Annotated in this window: 21 protein-coding genes; 12 read left to right on the top strand and 9 right to left on the bottom strand. The window is 38.6% G+C overall.

Annotated features, from left to right (window positions below; translation table 11 throughout):
• Positions 1–192: 192 nt before the first annotated feature.
• Complete coding sequence (locus tag I6E72_RS01070; protein WP_231620489.1) at positions 193–4,839, bottom strand: beta strand repeat-containing protein; 4,647 nt, start codon at positions 4,837–4,839, stop codon at positions 193–195.
• 193 nt (positions 4,840–5,032) lie between these two features.
• On the opposite strand from I6E72_RS01070, the gene I6E72_RS01065 reads away from it, so the two are divergent.
• A complete protein-coding gene (locus I6E72_RS01065) occupies positions 5,033–6,367 on the top strand; it encodes a dicarboxylate/amino acid:cation symporter (protein ID WP_007582590.1) in 1,335 nt (444 codons plus the stop codon).
• Positions 6,368–6,464: 97 nt separating this feature from the next.
• On the opposite strand, the gene sohB is transcribed toward I6E72_RS01065, so the two are convergent.
• Complete coding sequence (gene sohB, locus I6E72_RS01060; RefSeq protein ID WP_197101952.1) at positions 6,465–7,481, bottom strand: protease SohB; 1,017 nt, start codon at positions 7,479–7,481, stop codon at positions 6,465–6,467.
• A 99-nt stretch (positions 7,482–7,580) separates the two neighbouring features.
• Positions 7,581–10,010 carry a VolA/Pla-1 family phospholipase gene (locus tag I6E72_RS01055; RefSeq protein ID WP_197110813.1) on the bottom strand — a complete coding sequence of 810 codons (2,430 nt, stop codon included), beginning with the start codon at positions 10,008–10,010 and terminating at the stop codon, positions 7,581–7,583.
• A gap of 206 nt (positions 10,011–10,216) precedes the next feature.
• Between I6E72_RS01055 and I6E72_RS01050 the strand changes: the two genes are divergently transcribed.
• Positions 10,217–10,963, top strand: coding sequence for a YciK family oxidoreductase (locus I6E72_RS01050; protein WP_007375386.1), 747 nt, complete (start codon positions 10,217–10,219; stop codon positions 10,961–10,963).
• 85 nt (positions 10,964–11,048) lie between these two features.
• Here I6E72_RS01050 and rluB read toward each other — a convergent pair whose 3' ends face one another.
• From rluB to I6E72_RS01030, 4 genes are all read right to left on the bottom strand, one after another.
• Entirely contained in the window at positions 11,049–11,921 is an 873-nt protein-coding gene (gene rluB / locus I6E72_RS01045) for a 23S rRNA pseudouridine(2605) synthase RluB (RefSeq protein ID WP_007582584.1), read from the bottom strand.
• The gene (gene scpB / locus I6E72_RS01040; RefSeq protein ID WP_024590449.1) at positions 11,918–12,508 is read right to left on the bottom strand and encodes an SMC-Scp complex subunit ScpB; all 591 of its coding nucleotides are present in this window, start codon (positions 12,506–12,508) and stop codon (positions 11,918–11,920) included. Before scpB ends, rluB begins: the two co-directional genes overlap by 4 nt.
• A 151-nt stretch (positions 12,509–12,659) precedes the next feature.
• Positions 12,660–13,181: an EF-hand domain-containing protein gene (locus tag I6E72_RS01035; RefSeq protein WP_165721507.1), complete on the bottom strand. Its 522-nt coding sequence runs from the start codon at positions 13,179–13,181 to the stop codon at positions 12,660–12,662.
• Between the two features lie 230 nt (positions 13,182–13,411).
• Complete coding sequence (locus I6E72_RS01030; RefSeq protein WP_007582577.1) at positions 13,412–13,843, bottom strand: hypothetical protein; 432 nt, start codon at positions 13,841–13,843, stop codon at positions 13,412–13,414.
• Positions 13,844–14,083: 240 nt separating this feature from the next.
• Between I6E72_RS01030 and xthA the strand changes: the two genes are divergently transcribed.
• Genes xthA through I6E72_RS01015 form a run of 3 tightly spaced genes read left to right on the top strand, consistent with a single transcriptional unit; the run spans position 14,084 to position 16,355 of the window.
• Positions 14,084–14,890: an exodeoxyribonuclease III gene (xthA, locus tag I6E72_RS01025; protein ID WP_165727397.1), complete on the top strand. Its 807-nt coding sequence runs from the start codon at positions 14,084–14,086 to the stop codon at positions 14,888–14,890.
• A gap of 5 nt (positions 14,891–14,895) precedes the next feature.
• Entirely contained in the window at positions 14,896–15,543 is a 648-nt protein-coding gene (locus I6E72_RS01020; RefSeq protein ID WP_165727396.1) for an energy-coupling factor ABC transporter permease, read from the top strand.
• The gene (locus tag I6E72_RS01015) at positions 15,540–16,355 is read left to right on the top strand and encodes a putative RNA methyltransferase (protein ID WP_197110812.1); all 816 of its coding nucleotides are present in this window, start codon (positions 15,540–15,542) and stop codon (positions 16,353–16,355) included. The genes I6E72_RS01020 and I6E72_RS01015 overlap by 4 nt, the downstream gene beginning before the upstream one ends.
• Here the strand turns inward: I6E72_RS01015 and yfbV are convergent.
• Positions 16,352–16,798, bottom strand: coding sequence for a terminus macrodomain insulation protein YfbV (gene yfbV, locus I6E72_RS01010; protein ID WP_007582569.1), 447 nt, complete (start codon positions 16,796–16,798; stop codon positions 16,352–16,354). The two genes, I6E72_RS01015 and yfbV, sit on opposite strands and share 4 nt — an antisense overlap.
• A gap of 284 nt (positions 16,799–17,082) precedes the next feature.
• On the opposite strand from yfbV, the gene I6E72_RS01005 reads away from it, so the two are divergent.
• From I6E72_RS01005 to I6E72_RS00975, 7 genes are all read left to right on the top strand, one after another.
• On the top strand, positions 17,083–18,297 hold the full coding sequence (locus I6E72_RS01005; protein ID WP_197101944.1) for an acetate kinase: 1,215 nt from the start codon (positions 17,083–17,085) through the stop codon (positions 18,295–18,297).
• Position 18,298: 1 nt separating this feature from the next.
• Positions 18,299–20,458 carry a phosphate acetyltransferase gene (gene pta / locus I6E72_RS01000; protein WP_165721502.1) on the top strand — a complete coding sequence of 720 codons (2,160 nt, stop codon included), beginning with the start codon at positions 18,299–18,301 and terminating at the stop codon, positions 20,456–20,458.
• A 226-nt stretch (positions 20,459–20,684) separates the two neighbouring features.
• Positions 20,685–21,071, top strand: a complete 387-nt coding sequence (locus tag I6E72_RS00995; protein WP_024592533.1) for an ACT domain-containing protein — start codon at positions 20,685–20,687, stop codon at positions 21,069–21,071.
• A gap of 3 nt (positions 21,072–21,074) precedes the next feature.
• Complete coding sequence (locus tag I6E72_RS00990; RefSeq protein WP_007582561.1) at positions 21,075–21,572, top strand: PTS glucose transporter subunit IIA; 498 nt, start codon at positions 21,075–21,077, stop codon at positions 21,570–21,572.
• Positions 21,573–21,576: 4 nt separating this feature from the next.
• Complete coding sequence (locus I6E72_RS00985) at positions 21,577–21,921, top strand: ArsC family reductase (protein WP_197101942.1); 345 nt, start codon at positions 21,577–21,579, stop codon at positions 21,919–21,921.
• The gene (gene dapE, locus I6E72_RS00980; RefSeq protein WP_197110811.1) at positions 21,921–23,051 is read left to right on the top strand and encodes a succinyl-diaminopimelate desuccinylase; all 1,131 of its coding nucleotides are present in this window, start codon (positions 21,921–21,923) and stop codon (positions 23,049–23,051) included. Before I6E72_RS00985 ends, dapE begins: the two co-directional genes overlap by 1 nt.
• Entirely contained in the window at positions 23,051–23,737 is a 687-nt protein-coding gene (locus I6E72_RS00975; RefSeq protein WP_197101929.1) for a M15 family metallopeptidase, read from the top strand. The genes dapE and I6E72_RS00975 overlap by 1 nt, the downstream gene beginning before the upstream one ends.
• Positions 23,738–23,756: 19 nt before the next feature.
• On the opposite strand, the gene I6E72_RS00970 is transcribed toward I6E72_RS00975, so the two are convergent.
• Positions 23,757–24,626, bottom strand: coding sequence for a DMT family transporter (locus I6E72_RS00970; RefSeq protein WP_007582553.1), 870 nt, complete (start codon positions 24,624–24,626; stop codon positions 23,757–23,759).
• Positions 24,627–24,971 lie beyond the last annotated feature (345 nt).

Raw genomic sequence — 24,971 nt, 5'->3', positions numbered from 1 at the left:
ATATTTATAGGTATATCTACAAACACTAGTTGTTACAAGCTTTTAATACAAACTTTTCAGTATTTACTGAATAAACGAACAATTTTTGTCGTTAAATTAAACAAACTAGTGTTTTTAGATTAATTGATGTGGAATATATAGAACAGAAACAAAAATGCCAACCTAAAGGTTGGCATTTTTTTAGTTTACAGGTTAAAGATCATCTTCTACCGGTATAGAAATAGAAGTTACAAGACCAGATGTTGCCTCTGTAGCAATAGTTAAACTACCAGAAGAACTCTCATTACCGCCCGTAAGTGGCTCTCTCTTAATCCCGAATGAAACTCCAATCGGTACAATACTGGTTGTGTTAGGAAATGTATAATTAGTAGTTCCTGTCAGCTCACCGTTATCTGTAGTTATTGTAACATCACTCCCTACAGGCATTGGGTTATTATATACATCTGCAATATATACAATTAAACTTAAGCTACTTGTTCCAGATGCAGTTTGAGTTAAATCTATAGCACTCACTTGACACATCAGTGCACTAGTTGGATCATTTTGCACTCGACGAACTAAAGGGCTAGTTAAGTCACTATTTACTCGCACTTCAGTCGCAGTAGCTCCAGCTATTGCAGCACAATCATCAGCAAATGTAACTAACCTGTAAAAAGCAGAATCTCCTGACATAACAATTTCTTGGTTTTGAAATACATTAACCATTTTACGGCTACAAATACCGGCAGTTTCATCTGACTCCAAACACAATAAACCGTTGTACAAACCATTTCCTGTTGTCCAAGTACCACTTCCATCAAAGTCTATAAAGTCCTCAAATTCATCACCGATAGAGGCATCTTTAGTACATGGTAAGGCTGTACCATCTGCACAATCTTTACCACCGTAAATACCATCTTCATTATGATCCACAAAGGCTTCAGGAATGTCGAATAAATCTTCAAAAAAATCTTCACTATCAAAATAGCCATTACCATTGAGATCTGAGAATGTTTCTTCACCAATAGCATAAGCAAGCACTGTTGCTCTTCCACCTAATGGTAAATCTACGCTGTAATCATTGTTTAAGATACCAAGCGGACAAGGTAACCCACTATCACACTTCTCTGAAATAGAATTTTCATATAAAGAATCAGTAAATGGGCGAGGATTGCTGCTCGTCCATTTAACACTACAAGCGCCATTGCTAGTTGTACAACTCGGTTCGATAACACCACCTTCAGTAATAAAGCTTATGGCCGTACCATCGGGGACTGGATTATTAAAGTGATCAGCTAAACGCGCATTTACTGATACCTCGGTACCATCAACATTCAAACCATGTGGGTTAAATTCAGAGCGTGACAAAGAAAAACTATTTTGATCAGCAATACCTGTGCTAATAACCAAAATATCAGATGGTGCTGTTACAACAACAACTTCGCCATTTATATCTTCTTGGCTTGATGCGATAACACGAACTGGCGTAGCAACTGCTCCCGACTGAACTGTTGTTTGTATTTCACCAGCGCTATTAGTGATAGCTGAAGTTGGAGTAATAGTGATACCACCAACTGAAGTTGATAAGCCAAAGTTAACAGTTTTAGAGGCTAATGCATTTCCGTTAGAATCAATAAGCTTAAACTTAACATTTGAAATTTCACTTCTATTTGCACCACCAGTGCCTTTCAATGAAATAACTGGTTCTGTAACTTCAATAAATTGTATAAAGCCAATATCTGCTGGAGACACATCTATTGTTGTAGTACCTGATACAGTATCACCACCGGTAATAACCGTTGCAGTAATTATATCACCACCTACACATGTTAAAGGACGGTATGTTGAGCGCGCAAAACCACCTATACTGGTTACTGACTCATCCATTACAGCTAAACCACTCGCTACACAACCTGAGGTAAATTCAACATTTAGTGGTGTTGTATATAGTTGACCGTCTTTAGTAATTTCGATAGAGATTAATGCAGTAGCTCCAGCCGATAATAACTCATTCGCTGCTAATGAACTTGTAAGAGTAATATCAATGTCAACAGCCGCAATTTGAAATGCTTTCGTTAAATTACTGTCTAGCACTGATACTGTAACTTCACCTGCTCCTACATCACGTCCAGGTACGATATCTAATATAGCAATACCACTAGAATCTGTAATTGCAGTACCTGTAGTAGGTGAAATTGTACCAATAGTTGTAGTTGCAGTAACTAGTGTTTGAGTAAGTGGTGTTGTTGAATTTTCATTAGTCACTTCAATAAATAAAATAGCTGAAGAATCACCTGAGATACTTGTTATCTCTTCACATAAATTTGCATCTCTGATTGTTTTAAAATCAACCGGACAATTTTGCAAAATTTTAAAATTGATATCCGCAGTGCTTTGATTAGGGTCAATAGCATCACCACGAGTATAAAACCCTACCGTTTCTGTAATAGCTTCGTACTGTGCTGTAACATTACCAGCTCCTTCAATTGTACCTGGTGTCAAATTTAGAGTGGCAATACCATTAGTATTTGTTAGTGCCGTACCCGAACTCGGTAAAAGACTACCTAAAGTAGAGCTAAAAGAAACCACTTCTCCCACTACTGGGTCACCATTTGAATCTAGGACTAGAGCTTGCACTAGGCCATTATCGTTAGCACTAATTTCACTTGTTTGTATTAGTGTTGTTGACGATATTAAACTTAGATCAATTGTGAAATTATCGGCATCACCTTGATCAGGAGAATCACCTGCAGTTGTATATGTAAAAGCTTCAGCTGTAAAACTTGTGTTATCGCTATCAATATATTCGGCCGTAATTGAACCGGCCCCGGCTTCTGTCCCTGCTAATAAATCAACCTTCGCAATCCCCAGTTCATTGGTCAGTGCAGTACCATTAGAAGGATTAATAGTGCCTAAGCCTGATAAATTAAATGCTACTAACTTATAGGCACCTGGCTCACCATTTAATAATAGTTGTGCCTGAGCAACAGCAGGGCTTAAAAAATCTACATTACGAGTGGTCGAACCATCACTTGCTAATAAGCTCACCGTAATTTCAGCCTTTTCAACAATGATAGATTCAAAGTCAAAGGCTTCCGATGAGTACGTAACACCATTATTTATGTAAGTTACAGATAATTCTGAAGCACCTTCAATATTTCCAGCTAGAAGCTCAATAGTAGCTATACCATTACTATTGGTTAAAACACTACCAGAACTAGGGTTTAAAATACCTATATTACTAGCTAACGAAAAGTTAACACTTTGTGAGCTAACTGGAGTACCGTCATTAAGTAGCGTTGCTCTTAGTTCAAGTGGCACTAATGAAGTAACCGTATTTGATTGAACTTCCGTTCCGTTTGAATACCCTTGCAAAGTTAAACTATAAGCTGGTTGGCTTCCTTCTTTGCCATCTGATTGAAACGAAAATGTAGCACTATAAGTAATACTATTTTGAGTGAAACTTGCTGTAACTTGACCAGCTCCTTCAATTGTTCCTGATGTTAATTCTACTTTCGCTTGTCCATTAGTTTGTGTAAGTGCCGAACTTGCATTTAAAGAACCCACATTACCCGATAGAGAAAATGTTATTACCTCACCAGATACTTGACTACCATTATTAGTAAGAGTAGCGATTAAATCGATTGGAGTATCCCCTGAAACTGAATTAGTTTCAGACCCATCCCCTTGAGAGAAGCCTTGTAATTGGATCACGTATTCATTATTTGGATTTATAGCTGCATCACCAGCTGAACTAAACGAAAAGCTTTCTGCATAAGACTCACCACTGACAGTATAAGTGGCTGTAATTATACCAGCACCTTCTATAGTGCCAGCTGTTAATATGACTGATGCTTGACCCATTTCGTTTGTTAAATCTGATGTTTTATCTAAAACACCAATATTATCTGAAAGTGCAAACGTGATACGCTCTGCTACAACAACTGAGCCTTCATCATCAAACAGTGTTGCTTGAATATTTAAAGGGTTAGCGGCCGTTACCGCTGTTGCTTCTGTACCATCAGATTGAGATAAACCTTTTAGCTCTATAGTGAAGTCGCTTTCAATATTTTGTTCTGAATCACCAGCAGAGCTGAACGAAAAAGTACTCGAATAGGACTCTCCGTTTATAGAATAAGTAGCGGTTACTTCACCTGCTCCCTCTGTAGTGCCTGCGGTTAACTCAATTGTAGCTAGACCATCAGCTTGAGTTAGTGCCGAAGATTGAGCAAGAGAGCCAATGTTGTCTGCTAGTGCGAATGTTATACGTCCACCTGAAATAATATTTTCATCTGCATCAGAAAGTCTAGCTCGTATATTTAATGGGAAATCGGCTGTAACAGCATTTGACTCACTACCGTCGACTTGAGAATAGCCTTGCACACTAATTGTGTATGCGTTTTCAACATCACTTGCTGCATCACCTGTTGAGCTAAACGAAAAACTATCTGTGTAGGTTGTGCCATCAACTGTATATGTGGCAGTTACTTCTCCAGCACCTTCTACAGTACCAGCCATTAGTTCAACTTCGGCTTCTCCATCTGCATTTGTAAGTGCAGATGTTTGGCTTAAAGCCCCAACCGTATCAGTTAAAGAAAATGTAATTCGCTGACTACCAACAAAATCACCATCGTTATCAGTGAGTATTGCTCGCAGGTTTAAAGGAGAATCTGCCGCAACAGCGTTTGACTCTGTTGCGTCTGTTTGAGAATATCCCTTTAATGAAACCGAGTATGTAGCAGGCTCTGTAGTGGAATCACCATCACTAATAGAGCCGTCTTTTTCAAGTGACCCACCGCCACCACAGGCTGTGAGTAAAAAACTTAGCAATGAAATGCCGAGCAGTCGCATTAAAGGCATGAACCTCTCCCTAGCGTTGTTATTATAATTAAAATTAATTTACACTTAATATTAACCTATAACTTAGTCTAAAATCACAGTTTTTTATTACTTTTTTGTGCAAAATATTTTTAAATAAATACTAACTTTTTCTGTAGTAAATATTTCCTTGCTGGTAGTCTATGGCAAATTTATAAAATGTAGATCAGGAAATATGTCAAAAATCCGTTCAATGAGTTTAACCACTCGCATCATGATTGGTATGGCGCTTGGGGTTACAGTAGGTTTTATATTTCAGGCTATATTAGCTGGTGAAGACGATTATCTAATACCACTTGGGTTATTCTCTTTGCCAATTAAAGCCTTTTTTGTTGATGGTATTTTCCATGTTGGTGGTCAAATATTCATTGCCAGCTTAAAAATGTTAGTTGTGCCTCTTGTTTTTGTATCGCTTGTTTGTGGTACCTGTAGCTTAAGCGACCCTAAAAAACTAGGCCGCCTAGGTGGTAAATCTATTGGTTTATATTTATTAACTACAGCTATTGCTATAACAGTGGCGATTACACTTGCCTTATTATTTAGCCCTGGTGAAGGTATAAGCTTGCCATCTAATGCAACCTACGATGCTAAAGAAGCACCTACCCTTGCACGTGTAATTATAGATATGTTTCCTACAAATCCTTTTGAAGCAATGGCCAAAGGCAATATGCTTCAAGTTATTGTGTTTGCACTTTTATTTGGTGTAGCAATGGCATTAAGTGGTAAAGCAGGAAAACGTGTTGCTACCGTATTTGAAGATTTAAACACTGTGATTTTAAAACTAGTTACGCTTTTAATGAATATTGCCCCTTATGGCGTGTTCTTTTTAATGGCAAAACTGTTTACAACAATTGAGCTTAACTTAATTGTGAGCTTAGCGAAGTACTTTGGCGTTGTAGTGCTTGCACTGTTATTACATGCTTTTGTAAACTACACATTGCTTTTAAAAATATTAACGGGCTTAAACCCGCTTATTTTCTTAGCAAAAATGAAGCACACATGCTTATTTGCATTTAGTACCTCGAGCTCAAGCGCAACTATGCCTATTACACTTGAAACTGCTACTAAAAAGTTAGGTGCTAATAACTCGGTTGCCTCATTTACTATCCCACTGGGTGCTACCATTAACATGGATGGCACTGCCATCATGCAAGGTGTGGCTACCGTGTTCATTGCACAAGTGTTTAGTGTCGATTTGACAATATCTGATTATTTAATGGTTATATTAACAGCAACACTTGCCTCTGTAGGTACAGCAGGCGTACCTGGTGTTGGTTTAATAATGCTGGCAATGGTACTTAACCAAGTTGGCTTACCTGTAGAAGGGATTGCAATTATTATCGGTGTAGATAGATTACTTGATATGACACGTACAGCAGTTAATGTAACCGGCGATTGTATGGTTACCTGTGTTGTTGCCAAGTCTGAAGGTGAGCTAGATGAGAGCATCTTTAACGACCCTAATGCAGCTAAAGACTTAGAAGATTATCATAAATCTATTGACTCATAAGCTACATTTATATAGCTATAAAAAAACCTTGATGCAATCCATCAAGGTTTTTTTTCGAGTAAAAATAATTTAACTGAATCCTGAAAAAGATTCTAATCTAAGGATTTAACGACTTAAACTTAGAAAGTAAGTTTATTCCCACTTTATTTACACCACTACTCAAGCCAAGAGCTAGCTTATCGCTCAACCCTTTTTTAACTTTGTATTTAATCTTATAAATTTGGCGCTCATGTTGCTGCTCTAGCAATGCATCATCACTTGTTTTTATAACATCTACCAAGCCTTTATCAATCGCTTGAGTTGCAAACCAATGCTCACCTGTCGCAACTAAGTTTATATCTAAGCTTGGACGTTGAGTGCTTACAAACGTTTTAAATAAACCATGTGTTTGTTCAATTTCTTCACGAAATTTTTCACGGGCCTTATCTGTGTTTTCACCAAATAAAGTAAGTGTGCGTTTAAATTCACCTGCTGTTATTTGCTCAAATTCAACATCATTTTTCTTTAATATTTTATTAAAGTTAGGTATTTGAGCTATCACACCAATAGATCCAACTATTGCAAAAGGCGCTGCAAGTATCTCGTCCGCGACACACGCCATCATGTAACCACCACTTGCTGCCACTTTATCAATTGCAACACTTAGAGGAATACCCGCACTTTTAATACGCTGTAACTGAGATGCAGCAAGTCCATAGCCATGTACAACTCCACCACCACTTTCTAAACGAATAAGTACTTTGTCTTTACTTGGATCGGCAATAGAGATAATGGCCGTTATTTCTTCTCGTAAACTTTCTACTTCGTGAGCATCCATACTACCCACAAAGTCAATTACATATAAACGAGGTTTAGGCTCATCTTTATCTGCTTTTTTACTTTTTGATTTAAGTTGTTTTTGATGCGCTTTAAGCTCTTTTTTGCCCAACGTATTTTGTAAAAAACTCTCTTTAAGTTCAACTAACTGCTCTGATATATCGTCAATTTGTATTTCACCTTTTTTGGCCTTTGGCTTAACCGCAGCGCCAACTATTAGCATTAAAATAACTGCTATAGCGATAACAAAAGTAACTGTTTTGGCAAAAAACAAACCGTATTCGTATAAAAATTCCAACTGGTTTCTCCATTTATAAATTTCAGCTAATTTAGCATGCTTTAAAGCAAAAAAAGCCACTTTTCAGTGGCTTTTAAAGGTTAATTATTTTACTGGTTATTAATCAGTCACAACCTCAGGGTTGGAAACTAATAACATCCGTCCGCGAGCAGCTAAGTAAGTAGCTACTTGCAACTGCATTTCTGCATTAGCGGCAGCACTGCCTTCAACAGTTGCAGCCTGTGCAGCATCTTGAGCTGGTGTTAATATAGAACCATGATGCCCTTTAGTAAATTTAACTAAGTAGCTTGCTGGTGTTTCACTCAATGCTTGCGAAGAACTTACTGTCTCAAGACCCATCAAGTTAGCTAATGGAATTGTGCCAGAAATAGGATTATTAGCTGCCATTGGTGGTATCACTTGGTCAGGCTTGTTATCAACACCATCACCCACAACAACATTAGTATAAACAGGAGTACCTAATGCTTTCACAGTGGCTGCGTAGTTCGTTGGATCACCACTATCTAGCGCTGTTTGCGCCGCAAAAGCAAACTGTGTAAATACACCTTGAATGTTAGTAAGTTTAGTCGTTTCACCCGCAGTGGTAAGTGATGCAATATATTCGTTGTAACCACATGTCAAGTAAGCTTCCATGTCTGGTATTAATGAGCCACAGTTAGAAACTGCATCTCCTTGTAAATATGCAGTAAATTCATCAGCCTCTGTTGTACCCGCTTGTGAAAGTACTGAACCTTGAATAAATGGACCAAACGCAGCAGATTCAAGTAAGAAGCTTGCTATACCGCCACCACCACTTGCAAGAGCTACCGTGTTTACATTAAATAGCGGATCAAGCGTTTCTGCCATTGGCGTATTAGCTTGAGCAATAAATGCTGGAGCAACAATAGAACCTAGCGAATGCCCAATGTAGGTAACGTCTTTACTATTGATAGTTGTATCGTTAATAAAGTTTAAGCCTAAACGAAGGCCTAATAAATCAGCAGCCGATTGACGTAAGCTATCACGTGCAACAAGTAATGAACTTAAGTTCATGTAACTAAGCACAGAACCCGTTGTTGCATTAAAGTCGTCTGTTCCATCACCATCAACATCTATTCCGCGCTCACCATGTCTTGGATGGTCAATAGCAACCGTTGCAAAGCCTTGAATAGAAAGCTGCGCAGTTAAAGCAAGCATACTTTCTTTTTGTGTTGTAATACCGTGCTGCATAATCACAACAGGCCATCCACCTTCAGGCATTGCGATAGGATCTAATTGTAACTGTGCACGGACACCATTAATTATCGGTAAAATAGGTTTAGTAACTTGCACTGGCACATTTGCCATGCTTTGTACTTTTGGAATTGAGTTGTATTTTGTCAAATGACGTGTGCTGTCTAGTCCTAAGTCACGTAATTGTCCGTCACTTAATGCAGAACATAAACCATCATTTTCACTAATAGGATCTGTCGGAAATGCATCGCCTGCAACGGCCTTATAACCAATTATTGCCACCGCGTTATCACACATACCTTGCCAATATGTATCACTTAAATCACTAATATCAGTACCCGTTGGCGTACCTAAATACATCGGTAACATAATGCTACCTTTTTGATATTGCACACCAGAGAAAGCAGCAGAGACTTCTACACCCTGAGAAGCAAATACTTGTTGTACATTTACCATAGGCTGTTCAGGAACTTGAAGCGCAGGAGTTGGTAACGCAGGCTGTTGCAAGCTTGCAGCTAGCAATTTTTTAATTGTCCCGAGTACCGGGCCTGCTGATTGAATAGTCATCGCACTAGAAAAAATAATATCTTCTTTTGCGATATCTCCTGAACTTACAACTACATTTTCGTAACTGTTAACAGCACCCTGCAAACCAAGTTGAGCTTCTGTAATTAATGGCGCTTCTTGTTTAACCAGCCCATAAGTAGAAGAAGGCTCAATAGAACGCCCTAATGAATCTTTAAGACCAGTAGTTAATACATTGATGTATGAGCTACCTGCCGTAAATGGTTTTAAAGGAATAATTGCAACGCCATCACCTGAAGCTTGAGTAACAAAGTCAACACCAAAAGTAAGCTCACCGATCAATTTACAAGCAGTACCGGCAGCTACAACTGAACATTCTGCATCAGTTAAACTTGCACCCATTACAACTTCAAAAATTCTTACTGTACCAGGGGTCCCAGCAGACGCTTCATCTAAACTCACATTTGGTGGGAATGTTAAATCGATTTTATAAGGAACCTGCGAAGACCAACCATCAAGTGCACCTAGTGCAAGTTGAGGGTTTGCATAAGCTGCGCGCGAAATAGACACATTGTTGTCATCTAATTCACCAGGAATATTAAGTGTACCGTCTTGAGTTCCACTCATTAATAAATCATTAGGTACCGATAAGATACCTGCTGCTGGATCAAATGTAACTGTTGCTGTTGGGATAACTGGTGCTGTGTCGTTTTTGACATCTGTTAACGTTTCTCCACCGCCACAACCTGCTAAAGCAGCTGTAACCGAGAGTGAAAGTAGCATTTTTTTCATATTGTTGGCTCCGCACGTATTTTATTTTTATAGTGTGTTTAATCAGTGTATTAAGTTAAAACAATGTAATCAGGTTATTAATGAGACATTAGACCAGTTAAACTTAACGTAAAGTTTCTATTTTCGCCACCTAATTTTACAATAAATTCGATTACTTCACGTTTCGCTATGTTAAAATCAAAAAAATTATATGAATTGGTACTTTTATGCACACATATCAAGCAGCTGAAAACGCACTTAAAGATAAAGTTATTTTAATAACAGGCGCCGGTGATGGTATTGGCCGAGTTGCAGCAATTACGTATGCAAAATACGGCGCTACAGTTATCTTATTAGGAAAAACAACTAATAAACTTGAATGTGTTTACGATGAAATTGTTAATGCTGGCTACCCTAAACCTGCAATTGTACCCATGGACTTAAAAGGCGCAACTAAACAAAACTACCGTGACCTTGCTGCAACAATCGAATATCAGTTTGGGCGCCTTGATGGGTTGCTTAATAATGCCGGTATTTTAGGGTCACTCGGTCCGCTTGAACATTTTTGCTCATCTACGTTCGAAAACATAATGAAAGTAAACGTGACTGCACAAGCAATGATCACTAAAGCACTTTTTCCTGTTCTTCGTAAGTCTGATAATGCATCGATAGTATTTACATCATCAGGTGTAGGCCGCAAAGGCCGTGAATTTTGGGGGCCTTATGCCATCTCAAAATTTGCAGTAGAAGGTATGATGCAAACATGGGCATGTGAAGTAGGTAAAACGAATATTCGTGTAAACTGTATTAACCCAGGCGCTACTCGCACTTCAATGCGAGCTGCTGCATATCCAGGTGAAGATAGAGACGCACTTGCTACACCAGAGGATTTAATGCCTACATATTTATATCTAATGAGTGACGATTCTAGTGAAGTGAATGGCGAATCGTTAGATGCTCAAGTAAAAAAGTAATTTAGAGTTTAAATAATTTAAACAGCACATTAAAAAAGCCGCAATTAGCGGCTTTTTTGTGTTCAATAAATAAATAACTAATTGATTATTTACGTTTAGTCGGCTTAACACGCTGATTGTGTTTTTTAACTGCTTTACGAATTTGGTTAATTTTGGCGCGTTTATCTTTGCGTTTTTCAGGCATAACAGAAAGCTTAGTTTGTGTTTCGCGACCTAATTTAACGGTTTTACGCAAGTAGTTTACTGTTTCTAAATCATACTCCATCCAACCACCTTGTGGCACGCGCTTATCAAGCTCTAGTTTACCGTAACGAATACGAATAAGACGAGATACTTCCGCATCTTGAGACTGCCATAAACGACGAACTTCACGGTTACGCCCTTCATTTAACGTTACGTTAAACCAACGGTTAACGCCTTCGCCACCCATAGGGGTTACAGTCGTGAATTTGGCTGGACCATCTTCAAGCTCAACACCACGTAGTAAGTTTTTAACCGTCTCGTTGGTTACTTCACCAAATACACGTGCAGAGTATTCACGCTCTACTTCATAGCTTGGGTGCATTAAACGGTTTGCCAGTTCACCATCGTTTGTAAAAAGCATTAAACCCGATGTATTAACGTCTAATCGACCAACCGCAATCCAGCGATCGCCATCAATACGAGGAAGTCGGTCAAATACAGTACGACGCCCTTCAGGATCTTTACGTGTGCTTAACTCACCTTCTGGTTTGTTATACATAATCACACGACAGATTCGGTCTGCTTTTTCTTCGATTTTTACACTATGTCCGTCAACACGAATCAAATCGGTTTCTTCAACACGGTCACCTAACTTTGCCACTTTACCGTTTACACTAACGCGGTTTGCGTCAATGTATTTTTCCATTTCACGGCGTGAGCCTACGCCTGCACGGGCTAAGACTTTTTGTAACTTTTCACCTTGTATAATACTCATTCGGATGGTTCTCTCACAGAAGGATCGCTCAATAACTGGTTAATTTTACTTTGCTGCTCTGTTGGCAACGCAGGTAAATTTTCAAGTCCAGTTAACGAAAAATAATCTAAAAATTGCTTAGTAGTTGCATATAAAGCCGGCTTTCCCGGAACCTCTTTATGCCCTACCACTTTAACCCACTCTCTTTCGAGTAAGGTTTTAATAATATTCGAACCCGTAGTAACACCCCTTACTTGCTCAATTTCGCCGCGTGTAATGGGCTGCCTGTATGCAATAAGTGATAATGTTTCCAGTAAAGCACGCGAGTATTTTGGTGCGCGTTCTTGCCACAAGTTATTTAACCAAGGGCTTAAACTACTGCATGCCTGAAACCGATACCCACTACCAACTTCAACTAAGCGAATACCACGAGTTTGAAAATGCTCTTGTATTGTATCTATTGCGTCATTTATTCGTGCCATAGAAATAGCTAAATCTATTAATACGATGTCTTTAAGGTGGCGTTTACTAACAGGCTTATCTGCAACAAAAATAGCTGCTTCAATGATCTCAACTAGTTGTTCATCACTAATTCGCCGACCCGCCATACACACTCTTAACAAATAAAAATACACAGCCATCTATTATGACAGAACAACACCAAACTAGGAAAATATATCTATCAAATAACTAAATTTAAAACACAAAAAAGCCAGTGACTAGCACTGGCTTTAATCTTACTTACTAAAATGGTAACTATTAGTTACTTTTAAAAGCTTCTAATGCATCATCTTCAGCTACTGCGTTACCGTATTTTTTAATGTAACCCATAAACTCGCTTTTACTGATGCGCTTATCTTGGTTTTTATCCATGTAACCAAAATGATTTGAAATATCATCATCGTTACCTTCAACTACCGAGATATAGCCATTGCTGTCGTTATCTAGACTTGCAAAGCTGCTTTCAATTTTATCGAATTTAGCAATTTCAGCTTTAAATGCCGACTCACTTACTTCAGAATCAGTGGCTACTTTGCCATTATTAAGCTTCATATAAGTGTTAAATTCTTTGCGGCTAATTTCGTTATCCATATTGGTATCAATATTTGAAAAATGGCCCCAAATGCTATCGTCATCAGCTTCAACTTTTGAGATGTAGCCATCGCTATCATTATCTAAACTTGCAAAGTCACTGTCTATTCTTTCAAGACCTTGATTAGATGAACAAGCCGCTAGGCTTAATGATGCTAAAATAGTGGCTGCTAATGTTAACTTTTTCATAAGACGTATCCTTCGTAATTAATTAAATGTCACTTTAACTAATACAAATCCAATGCCAATAATAGTTAACTTATAATAATCAATAACTTAATCTCGATCGGTATATTTATTAAACAGTTTCAATAAGTTAAGCTTGCAAGCTTTGCAAACAACCTTGTAATTTTTGCAAAAAAATACCCGGTAAAAACCAGGCATTTCAAATTTACTTATTATTATAGTTAAGCTAATAATTAGATTGCTGCGTTTTGGTAGCGTTTAACAAACTCAGTAACGTTTTGACCATTACATTTTAATGAGTTTAGGTTACCAATTTTTTGACGAACAGGTGCTAAACCTTGTTTTAAAGCCGTCATACATAATTGAGTTTCTTGTTGAGCGTCTTTTGCAAATACTTCTACTTTCTCAACTGATGCGTTGCTTAATGTCGTTTTTTTAGCAATATCACGAATATCTTCACCATTACATAAAATGCTTTTAGAAAAACGAGATAGGTAAACACCGTGCTGGGCAGCTTCTTTACGAGCAACGCTAAAGCCTTCGTTTGCACTTAGTACACATAACTTAGACTCAATTTTGTTATCTTGGCTAAAGTAAGTATTGCTTTGAGCTGACGCAGTTGCAGATGCTAGTAAAGCAGTGGCTAAAAGTAGTTGAGTTTTCATGAGAGATCCTATTTGAACGAGCTAAACAAGTGAATTTCGCGCATTATATATTCAATAAAGTTAAGTTCAATTGAATTTTTTATTTATTTAAATAATTAATATTGTATTCACAATGTTTAAACTTTACCCATCATTTGATCAACATTTGCGCAGCTATTATCTCAATTCAGTCATGTTATGTGCGCGTATTTACTGATACAATTTAATCTATTAAATAGAACCAATTTTAAGGTAAATTTTATGAAAGTGATTTCTTTCAATATCAATGGTCTGCGTGCTCGTCTTCACCAATTACAAGCAATTATCGACAAACATCAACCAGACGTTATTGGCTTGCAAGAGATTAAAGTTCACGACGAAGCATTTCCATTAGAAGATGTTCAAAAAATGGGATATCACGTCTACTTTCATGGTCAAAAAGCGCATTATGGCGTAGCTATGTTATGCAAAAAAGAGCCTAAATCGGTCTTAAAAGGTTTTGCCACCGATACAGATGAATCGCAAAAACGCATGATAAGCGTCACTGTTGAACAAGAAAACGGTCGCGACCTTACTGTCATGAATGGCTATTTCCCACAAGGTGATAATATTAATCACGAAACTAAATTCCCTTATAAACGTCAATTTTATAAAGATTTAATGACACACCTTGAAACCAATCACACACCCGATCAAGACGTCATCGTTATGGGTGATATCAACATATCACCTACCGATTTAGATATTGGTATTGGCGAAGTAAATGCTAAACGTTGGTTAAAAACGGGTAAATGTTCTTTTCAACCGGTAGAGCGTGAATGGCTTGCAACATTACTTAATTGGGGTTTTAAAGACACCTTTAGAGAGCAAAACCCCGAAACAGACGATCAATACTCATGGTTTGACTATCGCTCTAAAGGGTTTGTAGATAATCGAGGACTTCGTATAGATGTAGTGCTTGCAACCAATGAGCTTGCAGCACGCTGCATAGATACAGGTATTGATTACGAACTTCGCGGTATTGAAAAACCGTCAGATCATGCCCCTATATGGTCAACATTTAAGTAATTATTATGCTCAGCCTAACAATGCAGGGGCTACTTTGGGCTCTTGTAATTATTATTGCTCTATTAAGCTTTGATAAAAAAACATATAAAACATTGCTTAATACGCCAGTCCGTCAAACTGGCGTACTTGCGTGTGCGTTAGTGTTTGCAGTGCTTTGGCGAATAAAGGCTGGCATTTTAACTGGCCTTGATTTACACATACTAGGTGTTACGGCCGCGACATTAATTTTAGGCTGGCGGTTGACTATTTTAAGTAGCCTACTTGCCACAGCCCTACTCGCTGCCTTTGGTCAAATTGAACTTGAGCTGTTACCAGTACAACTGCTTATTGGTGCGTTTATTCCTATTTTATTGAGCTATCTTGGCTTTATAATTAGTTACCAATATTTACCTCGTCATTTTTTTGTTTATATATTTGTTTGTGCGTTTATAACCGCAGGATTTATAGCCTGTATAAAAATAAGCCTAGGTGCTTTATTTTACTTAGCTATAGGGCAATACAATTGGCAAGAACTTGCAGATAACTACGTTTATTTAAGTGCCATAATTTGGTTTCCTGAAGCAATGCTCAACGGCATGGCTATAACAATTATGATCACCTATCGCCCGCATTGGGTAAAAACTTTTTACGATAAGGACTACCTAGGCTCATGAGTCTTGAATATCAATGCCCGCTGTGTAACCTAGCACTTTTGAAAACTGATTCAACACTTCGTTGTGCTAACAACCACAGCTTTGATTTTGCTAAAGAAGGCTATGTGAATTTACTGCCTGTGCAACAAAAAAATTCAAAACAACCGGGTGATTCACTTGAAATGGTACAAGCCAGACGTGCATTTTTAGAGCGTGGGTATTATGGCTTCTTACAACGAAATCTTAGCGATATAATTAGTAATATAAGTGCAAATACAGTTATTGACTTAGGATGCGGTGAAGGGTTTTATACCCAAGCAATCGCGAATAAAACAAATGCTGTTGTATACGGTGTCGACATTTCAAAATCAGCGGTTAAATATGCAGCAAAGCGCTACCCTAATTGCCATTTTAGTGTGGCATCAATCAGCCAAGCCCCCTTTAAAAGCCAATTTGCTGATGTACTTGTTAGCGTATTTGCACCTTTATTTGAGCAAGAGCTTGAACGCCTAGCAAATCAAAACGCAACATTAGTGGTTGCAAGCCCAGGACCCTGTCATTTAAAAGAGCTAAAATCGTATATATATTCAGAAGTAAACGAACATACTGAAATAGCCACTCCAAAAGGGTTTCAAAAATCAGAGCAGATCCTTTTAACAGAGCATGTAGCGCTTAGCTTTACTGATATTAAAAACTTAATAATGATGACGCCATTTGCATGGAAATTTAGACCCGAGCACTGGACAGCACTCGAAGAAAAAGGTGAACACACTGTCACCTTATCGTTTTATATTACTCAGTTTACCAAAATAGATAATGATGTAACTCTCTAAAACTGCTCTTTAGTAAACGCCCTGTCCATTTTATCAAACATATCTTTAAGTAAATTGGCAAGCTCCATATAACGGGGCTTGTTTTCACTTAACTGCGTTTGATATCCATTAGCTGCCATTTTAGTGTACAGCTCGTTATACCATTTTTGCATCGCAGGCTCTAAAGGCGTTTGCGCTCGCTTACCCAACCAAAATAAACCTTGTAATGGTAAAGATATAAAAAATAATGCACTTGCAATGGCTTGCGGTAAAAAATCAGAACCCAAGTAATTTAGCTGAAAAAACAATGTTAGCATGGCTAAGATTGGCATTACTGTAATGGCAAGCTCAGTCGCTCTAATTACTCTAAACTCTAAAAACAAAGGCGCAAGCTCTTTGCGCATTGGCCATTTTTTACCATACAAACGGCCAGTTTGTAGTTGTGACATCACACTTTTTTGCATCATGACTCCTCACAGATACTGCTTTTAAATACAATGGAAAAACGAGCTATACACAAAGTGTAACACAAAATGAAGGAGTTACACTTTCTCAGTAAAACAGCTTAAATTTACCTTTTAATGGCGAACAATCCTAACTTAAACATCTTAATTAAGGTAAAGTATTTAACATTGCGTTAACCACTTTGCAGTTGAACACTCAACTGTCTTAGCTTTATTTAATACCGTAAGTGTAACGATTACGTACTAACGTTTACTTACTAAATTTGTTTATGGAAATTGAATCTATGCCAACAACCTCTCCTGAATCACAACACGTTTTAGTTTTAAATTGTGGTAGCTCTAGCTTAAAGTTTGCCATTATTGATGCAAACGATGGTCACGAAATTATTTCAGGCCTTGCAGAACGCTTAGGCGCTAAAGCGCCCTCTATTAAATACAAATTTAATGGTGCTAAAACAGTTATCGACTTAGCGACTAATCAAGCACATGCTGAGGCTATAAATACGCTTGTAAGCTTAATAAAAGATCACAAATTAGACGAGCAACTTATCGCAGTGGGCCATCGTGTAGTACATGGCGGCGAGCACTTTACGCGATCGGTATTGATTGACGAAAAAGTAATTGCAGGCATTACACAGTCGGCAACGCTTGCGCCGCTTCATGGGCACGCTAATTTACTAGGTATATCGTCGGCGCAGGCATCGTTTGAAGGTTTGCCACAAGTTGCGGTGTTTGATACTGCATTTCACCAAACTATGAATGAAGTTGCCTTTCTTTACGCTCTTCCATATAAGTTGTACACCGAGTTTGGTGTTAGGCGTTATGGTTTTCACGGCACAAGTCATTTTTATGTTGCAGGGCAAACAGCAAAGTTACTTGAGCAACCTATCGAGCAAAGCAATTTTATTAGTGCCCACTTAGGCAACGGCTGTTCTGTATGCGCTATTAAAAATGGTAAGAGTGTTGATACCAGCATGGGACTAACGCCTCTAGAGGGGCTGATAATGGGCACACGTAGCGGCGATATTGACCCTGGTTTATTTAACTTTTTAACCACTCAACTTGATTACACAGCCCAGCAAATAGATAACCTACTAAATCAAAAAAGTGGCTTGTTAGGTATTAGCGAGCTTTCTAACGATTGCCGTACCATTGAAGAAGCCGCTATAGCCGGTGATAAAAAAGCGATACTCGCAATTGAAATGTTTTGCTACCGACTTTCAAAACAAATCGCGGCGTATATGGTGCCATTACAGCGCCTTGATGCTGTTATATTTACTGGTGGTATTGGTGAAAACTCAGATATTATTCGTGAAAAAGTAATTACACAACTTGCCTTTTTAGGCATTAATTGTAATCCGCAAGCCAACCTTAATGCGCGCTTTGGTCAAGAAGGCGTTATTAGCTGTAAAAATTCACACGTCAAAGCAGTTGTAATGCCAACTAATGAAGAATGGGTTATTGCCCTTGATGCTGCAAATATTGTGAAGGAGCTTTAATATGGCACGTCGTATTATGTTAATTCCTGTTTCTACCGGTGTGGGTTTAACGTCGGTATCAGTTGGTTTAGTGCGCGCACTTGAACAAAAAACAGTTAAAGTTAACTTTTTCAAACCAATAGCTCAGCCACGTTCAGGTGAAACAGGCCCTGAAAAATCAACACAAATAGTTACTCAAGGCTCACCTATCAACCCACCAATGCCTTTTGCACTTGATTATGCTGAGCAAATGATTGGCGACGGTAAAGGTGATGACCTACTAGAGGAAATTGTTGAACGCTTTGAAAGTAAAATAAACGACGACGAAGTCGCTATTATTGAAGGTATGGTACCTACTCGTCGTCAACCTTATGCTGGGCGTGTAAACCGCGAAATTGCGCAAACACTCGGCGCCGAAATTGTATTTGTACTTACCCCAGGTAATTACACCATTACTCAAATAGAAGACCGCCTTGAAATTGCAGCAGGTAACTACGGTGGTATCGATCACCCTCGCGTACTGGGCTGTATTTTTAATAAAGTAAATGCGCCACTTGATGAAGAAGGTCGTGCACGCGCCGATTTAGTCGATGCCTATAAACCTGAAGAGCTCGAAAACGAGTTAAATCGTTTAGCATCCCTACCTATTTTTAAAAAAAATCCGTTTATGTTACTTGGTGCAATCCCGTGGGATTTTGACTTAGTAGCGCCGCGCGTAAAAGACTTAAGCGCATACTTAAAAGCCACGATTATTAACGAAGGCGATATGCTTCATCGTCGTCTGCGCCGGATTACTTTTTGTGCTCGTACGGTTTCAAATATTTTAAATTATTTTACGCCAGGCGCTTTATTAGTAACACCGGGCGATCGCTCTGACATACTTGTTGCTGCGTGCTTATCTGCTATGAACGGCACTAAACTTGGTGCTATATTACTCACCGGTGGTTTTGAGCCAGAGCCACGTATTATGGCCTTGTGTGAGCAAGCCATGCAAACCGGCTTACCAATACTCGCAACCGATGCAGACACGTGGCGTACATCATTACTACTGCATAACTTTAATATGGAAGTACCAAATGATGATGACCAACGTATCGAAAAAGTAAAAGATCACAACGCAGAGCATATCAATTCAAGCTGGCTAGATACTCTAGCTAAAAGTGTAGGTAAAACTCGTAAGTTATCACCACCCGCATTTCGTTACTTACTTACCACTAAAGCGCGTAAAGCAGGTAAAACCGTGGTTCTACCAGAAGGTAATGAACCTCGTACAATTAAAGCGGCTGCTATTTGTGGTCAACGCGGAATTGCTAAAACTATATTACTAGGCGATCGCGAAGAAATAATGCGTATTGCACAGCAGCAAGGTATTGAGCTAAACGAACATGTAAGTATTATCGAGCCTCAAAGCATTATTAATGATTATATTGCGCCTATGGTCGAAATTCGTAAAAGCAAAGGCCTAACTGCCGTAGTAGCACAAGAGCAACTACAAGATAACGTCGTACTGGGTACAATGATGCTTGAGCAAGGTAAAGTAGACGGTTTAGTATCGGGTGCAGTAAACACTACGGCAAATACAATTCGCCCACCACTGCAATTGATTAAAACAGCACCAGGGTCATCACTAGTATCATCTGTATTTTTTATGCTACTGCCTGACCAAGTGTTAGTTTACGGTGACTGTGCGATTAACCCAGACCCTAATGCTGAACAACTTGCAGACATAGCGATTCAATCTGCCGACTCTGCAGCTGCATTTGGCATAGAGCCGCGTGTTGCCATGATCAGCTACAGCACTGGCACTTCTGGTACAGGTGCCGATGTTGAAAAAGTACGTGAAGCCACAAAAATAGCAAAACAAAAACGCCCTGATCTAATTATCGACGGCCCACTACAATACGATGCAGCTATAATGGAAAACGTAGCACTTAAAAAAGCACCTAACAGCCCTGTAGCCGGTAAAGCGACCGTATTTATATTCCCAGATTTAAATACGGGTAATACCACGTATAAAGCAGTACAACGTAGTGCCGACTTGATAAGTATTGGCCCTATGCTGCAAGGTATGCGTAAACCTGTAAACGATTTAAGCCGTGGTGCATTAGTTGATGATATTGTGTATACAATCGCCTTAACTGCCATTCAGGCAGCTCAAACAGAAGCGCTAATTACTCATTAAACGTAACGTGTGCTTTTTATAGCCTAGCTATTATTTATTTAATAATTAACTAGTTAGGTTATTTATACCCTGCAACCCCCATACTTATCCACAGAAATTGTGGGTAAGTTTTTACCCCCTTCTTTTATCTACTTATTTACTGCTGAGTTAGTCGTTGTTACACCTTTAATTTAAAGCCAATAATCTATACTATTAAGCTATCAATATTGCTGTTCGCAGGCTTTTAATGTCAAAACAAACATTACAATTACACAGCACCATTTTATCTATACACAGTTTAGATGTAGATGCCGACATACCTGCGGCACTTTTAAAGCAATCTTTGTTTTTTATTTCTAAAACCCATGATGAACTTTCAATTGTATGCCCAAGCGATTTTGAAGTAAAAAGCTTGGATACCGAACCCGACTGGCAAGCTTTAGAGGTTGTAGGTCCACTTGGCTTTTCGTTAACCGGAATTATGGCTAATATTTCAGGGGTATTAGCGCGCGCTAAAATTTCTATCTTTTCAATCTCAACCTACGATACTGATTATATTCTCATAAAAAAACACACTGCAGAAAATGCTATTTCCGCTTTAAAAAAAGAGGGTTATAACGTGGTGGGAAACTAACTTATGAAAGCTCAAAAAATTGACTATTTAGCTCAAAATAAAACGCCTCTTAATGCAATAAATATAACCAGCCCATTTACAGGTAAAGTAATTGAACTGAAAGAGCATCCAGAACCTTTTTTTCGTTTTGGCACTCTGGGCCCTGGTATTATGGTGCAACTAACAAGTCATAAAATTTTAGCACCGTTTGATGGAACTTTATTACAAGTAAAAAATGCAGGTACTGAGTTTATTCTACAAGCTAATAATGGTCTAAAAGTCTTGATTAACTTAACCATTTTTGATTCGCAATCAATTACGCATACCCATATTGCGCAACTCAATGGTAGCAAAATATGCAAAGGTCAACGCCTTGCTTATTTTGATTTACGAGAACTTGATACTCCAATGCTTGCTAGTTTAATTTTACTAAACGGCCATAACCTTGGCACATTTCATTACTCGCATTCGCATGTAAATGCGGGTGAAGACACCCTATTAACTATTATTAAGAAGAACTAGATTTATGATCACTCTATACGGTATTAGCAACTGCGATACGATAAAAAAAGCTAAAAAACATTTAACTAATAACAACATCGAATTTACGTTTCATGACTACCGCAAAGATGGCGTAAATGAGCAAATGGTGAGTGAATTTGCAGACAAGCTCGATTGGGAACAACTCGTTAATAAACGTGGAACAACTTATCGCGCATTAACTGATGAGCAAAAACAAAGCCTAACTAAAGAAAGTGCTATCCCATTGTTGGTTGAACAACCTGCCATGATCAAACGTCCAGTACTGGTAAACAATGGCAGTTACCATTTAGGTTTTAAAGCAGCCCAATACGACGAGATTTTTAAATAATGACTAATGACGTAATTCAACTCGCCCAAGCGCTAATCCAACGTGAATCGGTAACGCCCGAAGATGCTGGCTGCCAACAAATGATGAACGATCGCCTTGCTGCGGTTGGTTTTAATATAGAATCATTATTTTTTACCGACACACTTAATACTTGGGCTCGAAAAGGCACACAATCGCCGCACTTTTGTTTTGCTGGTCACACCGACGTTGTACCAACAGGCCCTGAAAAAAATTGGCAACACCCGCCGTTTTCAGGATTAATAAAAGACGGCCTACTGCACGGGCGTGGCGCTGCCGATATGAAAGGCTCATTAGCCGCAATGCTTGTAGCAACCGAACGTTTTGTTACTAAACATCCAGATCATAAAGGCTCTATTTCTTTTTTAATCACTTCTGACGAAGAAGGACCGTTTATAAACGGCACAACACGTGTAATAGATACACTAGAAGCCCGTGGTGAAAAAATAGATATGTGCCTAGTAGGCGAGCCCTCATCACGCGATGTACTCGGTGATGTGGTTAAAAATGGTCGCAGAGGTTCACTTACCGCTTTTTTAACCGTTAAGGGTATACAAGGTCATGTTGCCTACCCACATTTAGCACAAAACCCAATTCATCTAGCAACGCCTGCACTTACTGAGCTTAGCCAAACGGTGTGGGATAACGGAAATGAGTACTTCCCAGCAACTAGCTTTCAAATTTCGAATATTAATGGCGGCACAGGTGCTGGTAACGTGATCCCGGGTGAACTAGAAGTACAGTTTAACTTTAGATTTAGCACGCAAGTAACGCATGAGCAATTACAACAGCGTGTAAATGACATTCTACAAAAGCATAACTTAAATTATGAATTAAGCTGGATAGTAAATGGCTTACCTTTTATTACCGAGCACGGCCCGCTTGTTGATGCCACAGTTAAAGCGATTAAATCAGTAACCGATTTAACCACGAATCTAGAAACTACCGGCGGCACATCTGACGGTCGCTTTATTGCACAAACAGGCGCTAAAGTAATTGAACTTGGCCCACGTAACGCCACTATTCATAAAATAGATGAATGCGTAAGTACCGATGATTTAATAGCCCTTACCGACATTTACGAGCAAATATTAGAGCAACTTTTAGCATAATGGATGTAACTAAACCAACACCAATAATGTGTATCACAGGGCAAAGTGATACACATTTAACTGATATACAAAATCATCGCTTGCACAGCGCTATTATTAACGACTTTTTAGCGCTGCAAAGTGCAGCAAAAAAAGCGGGATTTGAGCTTACTATTGCCTCAAGTTTTCGCGATTTTGATCGTCAATCAATTATTTGGAATAATAAGTTTTTAGGTATTCGACCTGTTTATAATAAACAGCAAAAGGTTGTAGATTTAACTAAATTAAATGATGTAGATAAATGCATAGCAATAATGCTCTACTCTGCATTACCTGGGGCAAGCAGGCACCATTTAGGCACCGATTTAGATGTGTTTGATAAAGCTGCGGTAAGTGATGATTATAAACTACAGCTAACACCTGATGAATACCTGCAAGGTGGGCCGTTTGCGCCTTTAAGTAATTGGCTTGATACTAACTTAGATAAATTTGGCTTTTATCGCCCTTACCAGCATGATTTAAGTGGTGTCGCACCTGAGCTTTGGCATATAAGCCATATTAAGCAATCGCAATTATTAGTGAATAAGCTTAGCGAACAAGTACTTTTTGAATGCATAAAAAACAGTGAACTACAGGGTAAGCAGGCAATACTTGATAACTTACTCGATATTTATACACGCTTTGTAACGAACGTTAGTCCGCCATAAAGAACTTGTTTAAGTGGTATCACACCTTCTTTTTATTTAAGATAAATACCAGCACAGCCCCTAATATTAACGAGCTTGCTACTATAAATTCCATTGTTACCTGCTCTGATAAAAACAAGACCCCGGCAACGGCTGCAAGTACAGGTACACAAAGCTGCACAACAGCAGCTTGGGTACTTTTAAGCAGTGGCATAGCCACATACCAAACACTGTAACCAATTCCAGACGCTATCGCACCCGAGGCACATGCAAGCAAAACCCCTTCAATACTCATATTTTTTAAATAACTCATACCAACAAGTAATAAAATAGGGATAGCCACTAAGCTTCTTATAAAGTTAAACCCGGTAGTACGCAGTGGCGATACGCACACTTTACCGCGAATACTGTAAATACCCCATGCCACACCACTGAGTGCCATGAGTGATGCACCTAATAATGAAGGTACAGCAGCAGATGGCAGCATTAAATATACAAACCCACCTAGCGCCACTATAAACGCGCACCACTGAAGCACACTCAACTGCTCTTTTTGATATATACCCCAGCCAATCATAGTGAGTTGCACGGCTGAAAACAAAATCAGTGCACCGGTGCCTGTATCTAGCTCTACGTATGCAATCGAAAAACAAAGTGCATAAACTAAAAGGCTTATACTGCTTCGCCAGCTTCCTTTATCACTTAAAATAGCGGGGTTAAATGTGCCTTTTCGTTTTAAATTATGAGTATAGATAGCCATTATAATACCCAAACACGCAGCACCACTGAGTAAGCGAATAACTGTAAAGTTCCAAGCATCTATATAGCCTTCGGCTAAAGCCATTCTGCAAAAAAGAGAATTTGCAGCAAACGCAATTAAAGCAATGATTGTGTACAACGTAGCTTTCAAAAAAATTCCTTAGCAATAAAAACAAATTACAGCGTTATTTCAATTAATTAACCTACTAAGCTAAAAACATTGTCATAAGCGCCTATAAAACCGCTTAATGAGCAGCACATTTAAACAGGATTGGTATAACTGTGCAAAGAGAGTATTTAGTTTTTATAAATTAGATCATTTATACTCAAATCTTAGCCGCATTTGCAAAATACGGTGTCTACAACACAAGATATCCTTTTAGTATTTTCCGTATTCGACTTAGTGAATAGCAATTACTTCATTTAAAAAATTCATTTATCATTACGCTTTAGGGATCATTGTATTCAATAAGACCAATAAAGTACCTTAAGCATT

The organism is Pseudoalteromonas sp. NSLLW24, from assembly GCF_015864725.1.
GTDB lineage: Bacteria > Pseudomonadota > Gammaproteobacteria > Enterobacterales > Alteromonadaceae > Pseudoalteromonas > Pseudoalteromonas arctica.
Note: the sequence above shows the minus strand (reverse complement) of the source record. Positions and strands in the feature narration are given on the sequence as shown.

Bases quoted from the DNA above. Each gene is read 5' to 3' on its own strand.
- I6E72_RS00985 (WP_197101942.1), top strand. From the start codon at position 21,577: ATGATCACTCTATACGGTATTAGCAACTGCGATACGATAAAAAAAGCT.
- I6E72_RS01030 (WP_007582577.1), bottom strand. From the start codon at position 13,843: ATGAAAACTCAACTACTTTTAGCCACTGCTTTACTAGCATCTGCAACT.
- pta (WP_165721502.1), top strand. From the start codon at position 18,299: ATGGCACGTCGTATTATGTTAATTCCTGTTTCTACCGGTGTGGGTTTA.
- yfbV (WP_007582569.1), bottom strand. From the start codon at position 16,798: ATGCAAAAAAGTGTGATGTCACAACTACAAACTGGCCGTTTGTATGGT.
- rluB (WP_007582584.1), bottom strand. From the start codon at position 11,921: ATGAGTATTATACAAGGTGAAAAGTTACAAAAAGTCTTAGCCCGTGCA.
- I6E72_RS01005 (WP_197101944.1), top strand. From the start codon at position 17,083: ATGCCAACAACCTCTCCTGAATCACAACACGTTTTAGTTTTAAATTGT.
- I6E72_RS01020 (WP_165727396.1), top strand. From the start codon at position 14,896: ATGCTCAGCCTAACAATGCAGGGGCTACTTTGGGCTCTTGTAATTATT.
- I6E72_RS01050 (WP_007375386.1), top strand. From the start codon at position 10,217: ATGCACACATATCAAGCAGCTGAAAACGCACTTAAAGATAAAGTTATT.
- I6E72_RS00990 (WP_007582561.1), top strand. From the start codon at position 21,075: ATGAAAGCTCAAAAAATTGACTATTTAGCTCAAAATAAAACGCCTCTT.
- dapE (WP_197110811.1), top strand. From the start codon at position 21,921: ATGACTAATGACGTAATTCAACTCGCCCAAGCGCTAATCCAACGTGAA.
- I6E72_RS01015 (WP_197110812.1), top strand. From the start codon at position 15,540: ATGAGTCTTGAATATCAATGCCCGCTGTGTAACCTAGCACTTTTGAAA.
- I6E72_RS00975 (WP_197101929.1), top strand. From the start codon at position 23,051: ATGGATGTAACTAAACCAACACCAATAATGTGTATCACAGGGCAAAGT.
- I6E72_RS01055 (WP_197110813.1), bottom strand. From the start codon at position 10,010: ATGAAAAAAATGCTACTTTCACTCTCGGTTACAGCTGCTTTAGCAGGT.
- I6E72_RS01035 (WP_165721507.1), bottom strand. From the start codon at position 13,181: ATGAAAAAGTTAACATTAGCAGCCACTATTTTAGCATCATTAAGCCTA.
- I6E72_RS01070 (WP_231620489.1), bottom strand. From the start codon at position 4,839: ATGCCTTTAATGCGACTGCTCGGCATTTCATTGCTAAGTTTTTTACTC.
- xthA (WP_165727397.1), top strand. From the start codon at position 14,084: ATGAAAGTGATTTCTTTCAATATCAATGGTCTGCGTGCTCGTCTTCAC.
- scpB (WP_024590449.1), bottom strand. From the start codon at position 12,508: ATGGCGGGTCGGCGAATTAGTGATGAACAACTAGTTGAGATCATTGAA.
- I6E72_RS00995 (WP_024592533.1), top strand. From the start codon at position 20,685: ATGTCAAAACAAACATTACAATTACACAGCACCATTTTATCTATACAC.
- I6E72_RS01065 (WP_007582590.1), top strand. From the start codon at position 5,033: ATGTCAAAAATCCGTTCAATGAGTTTAACCACTCGCATCATGATTGGT.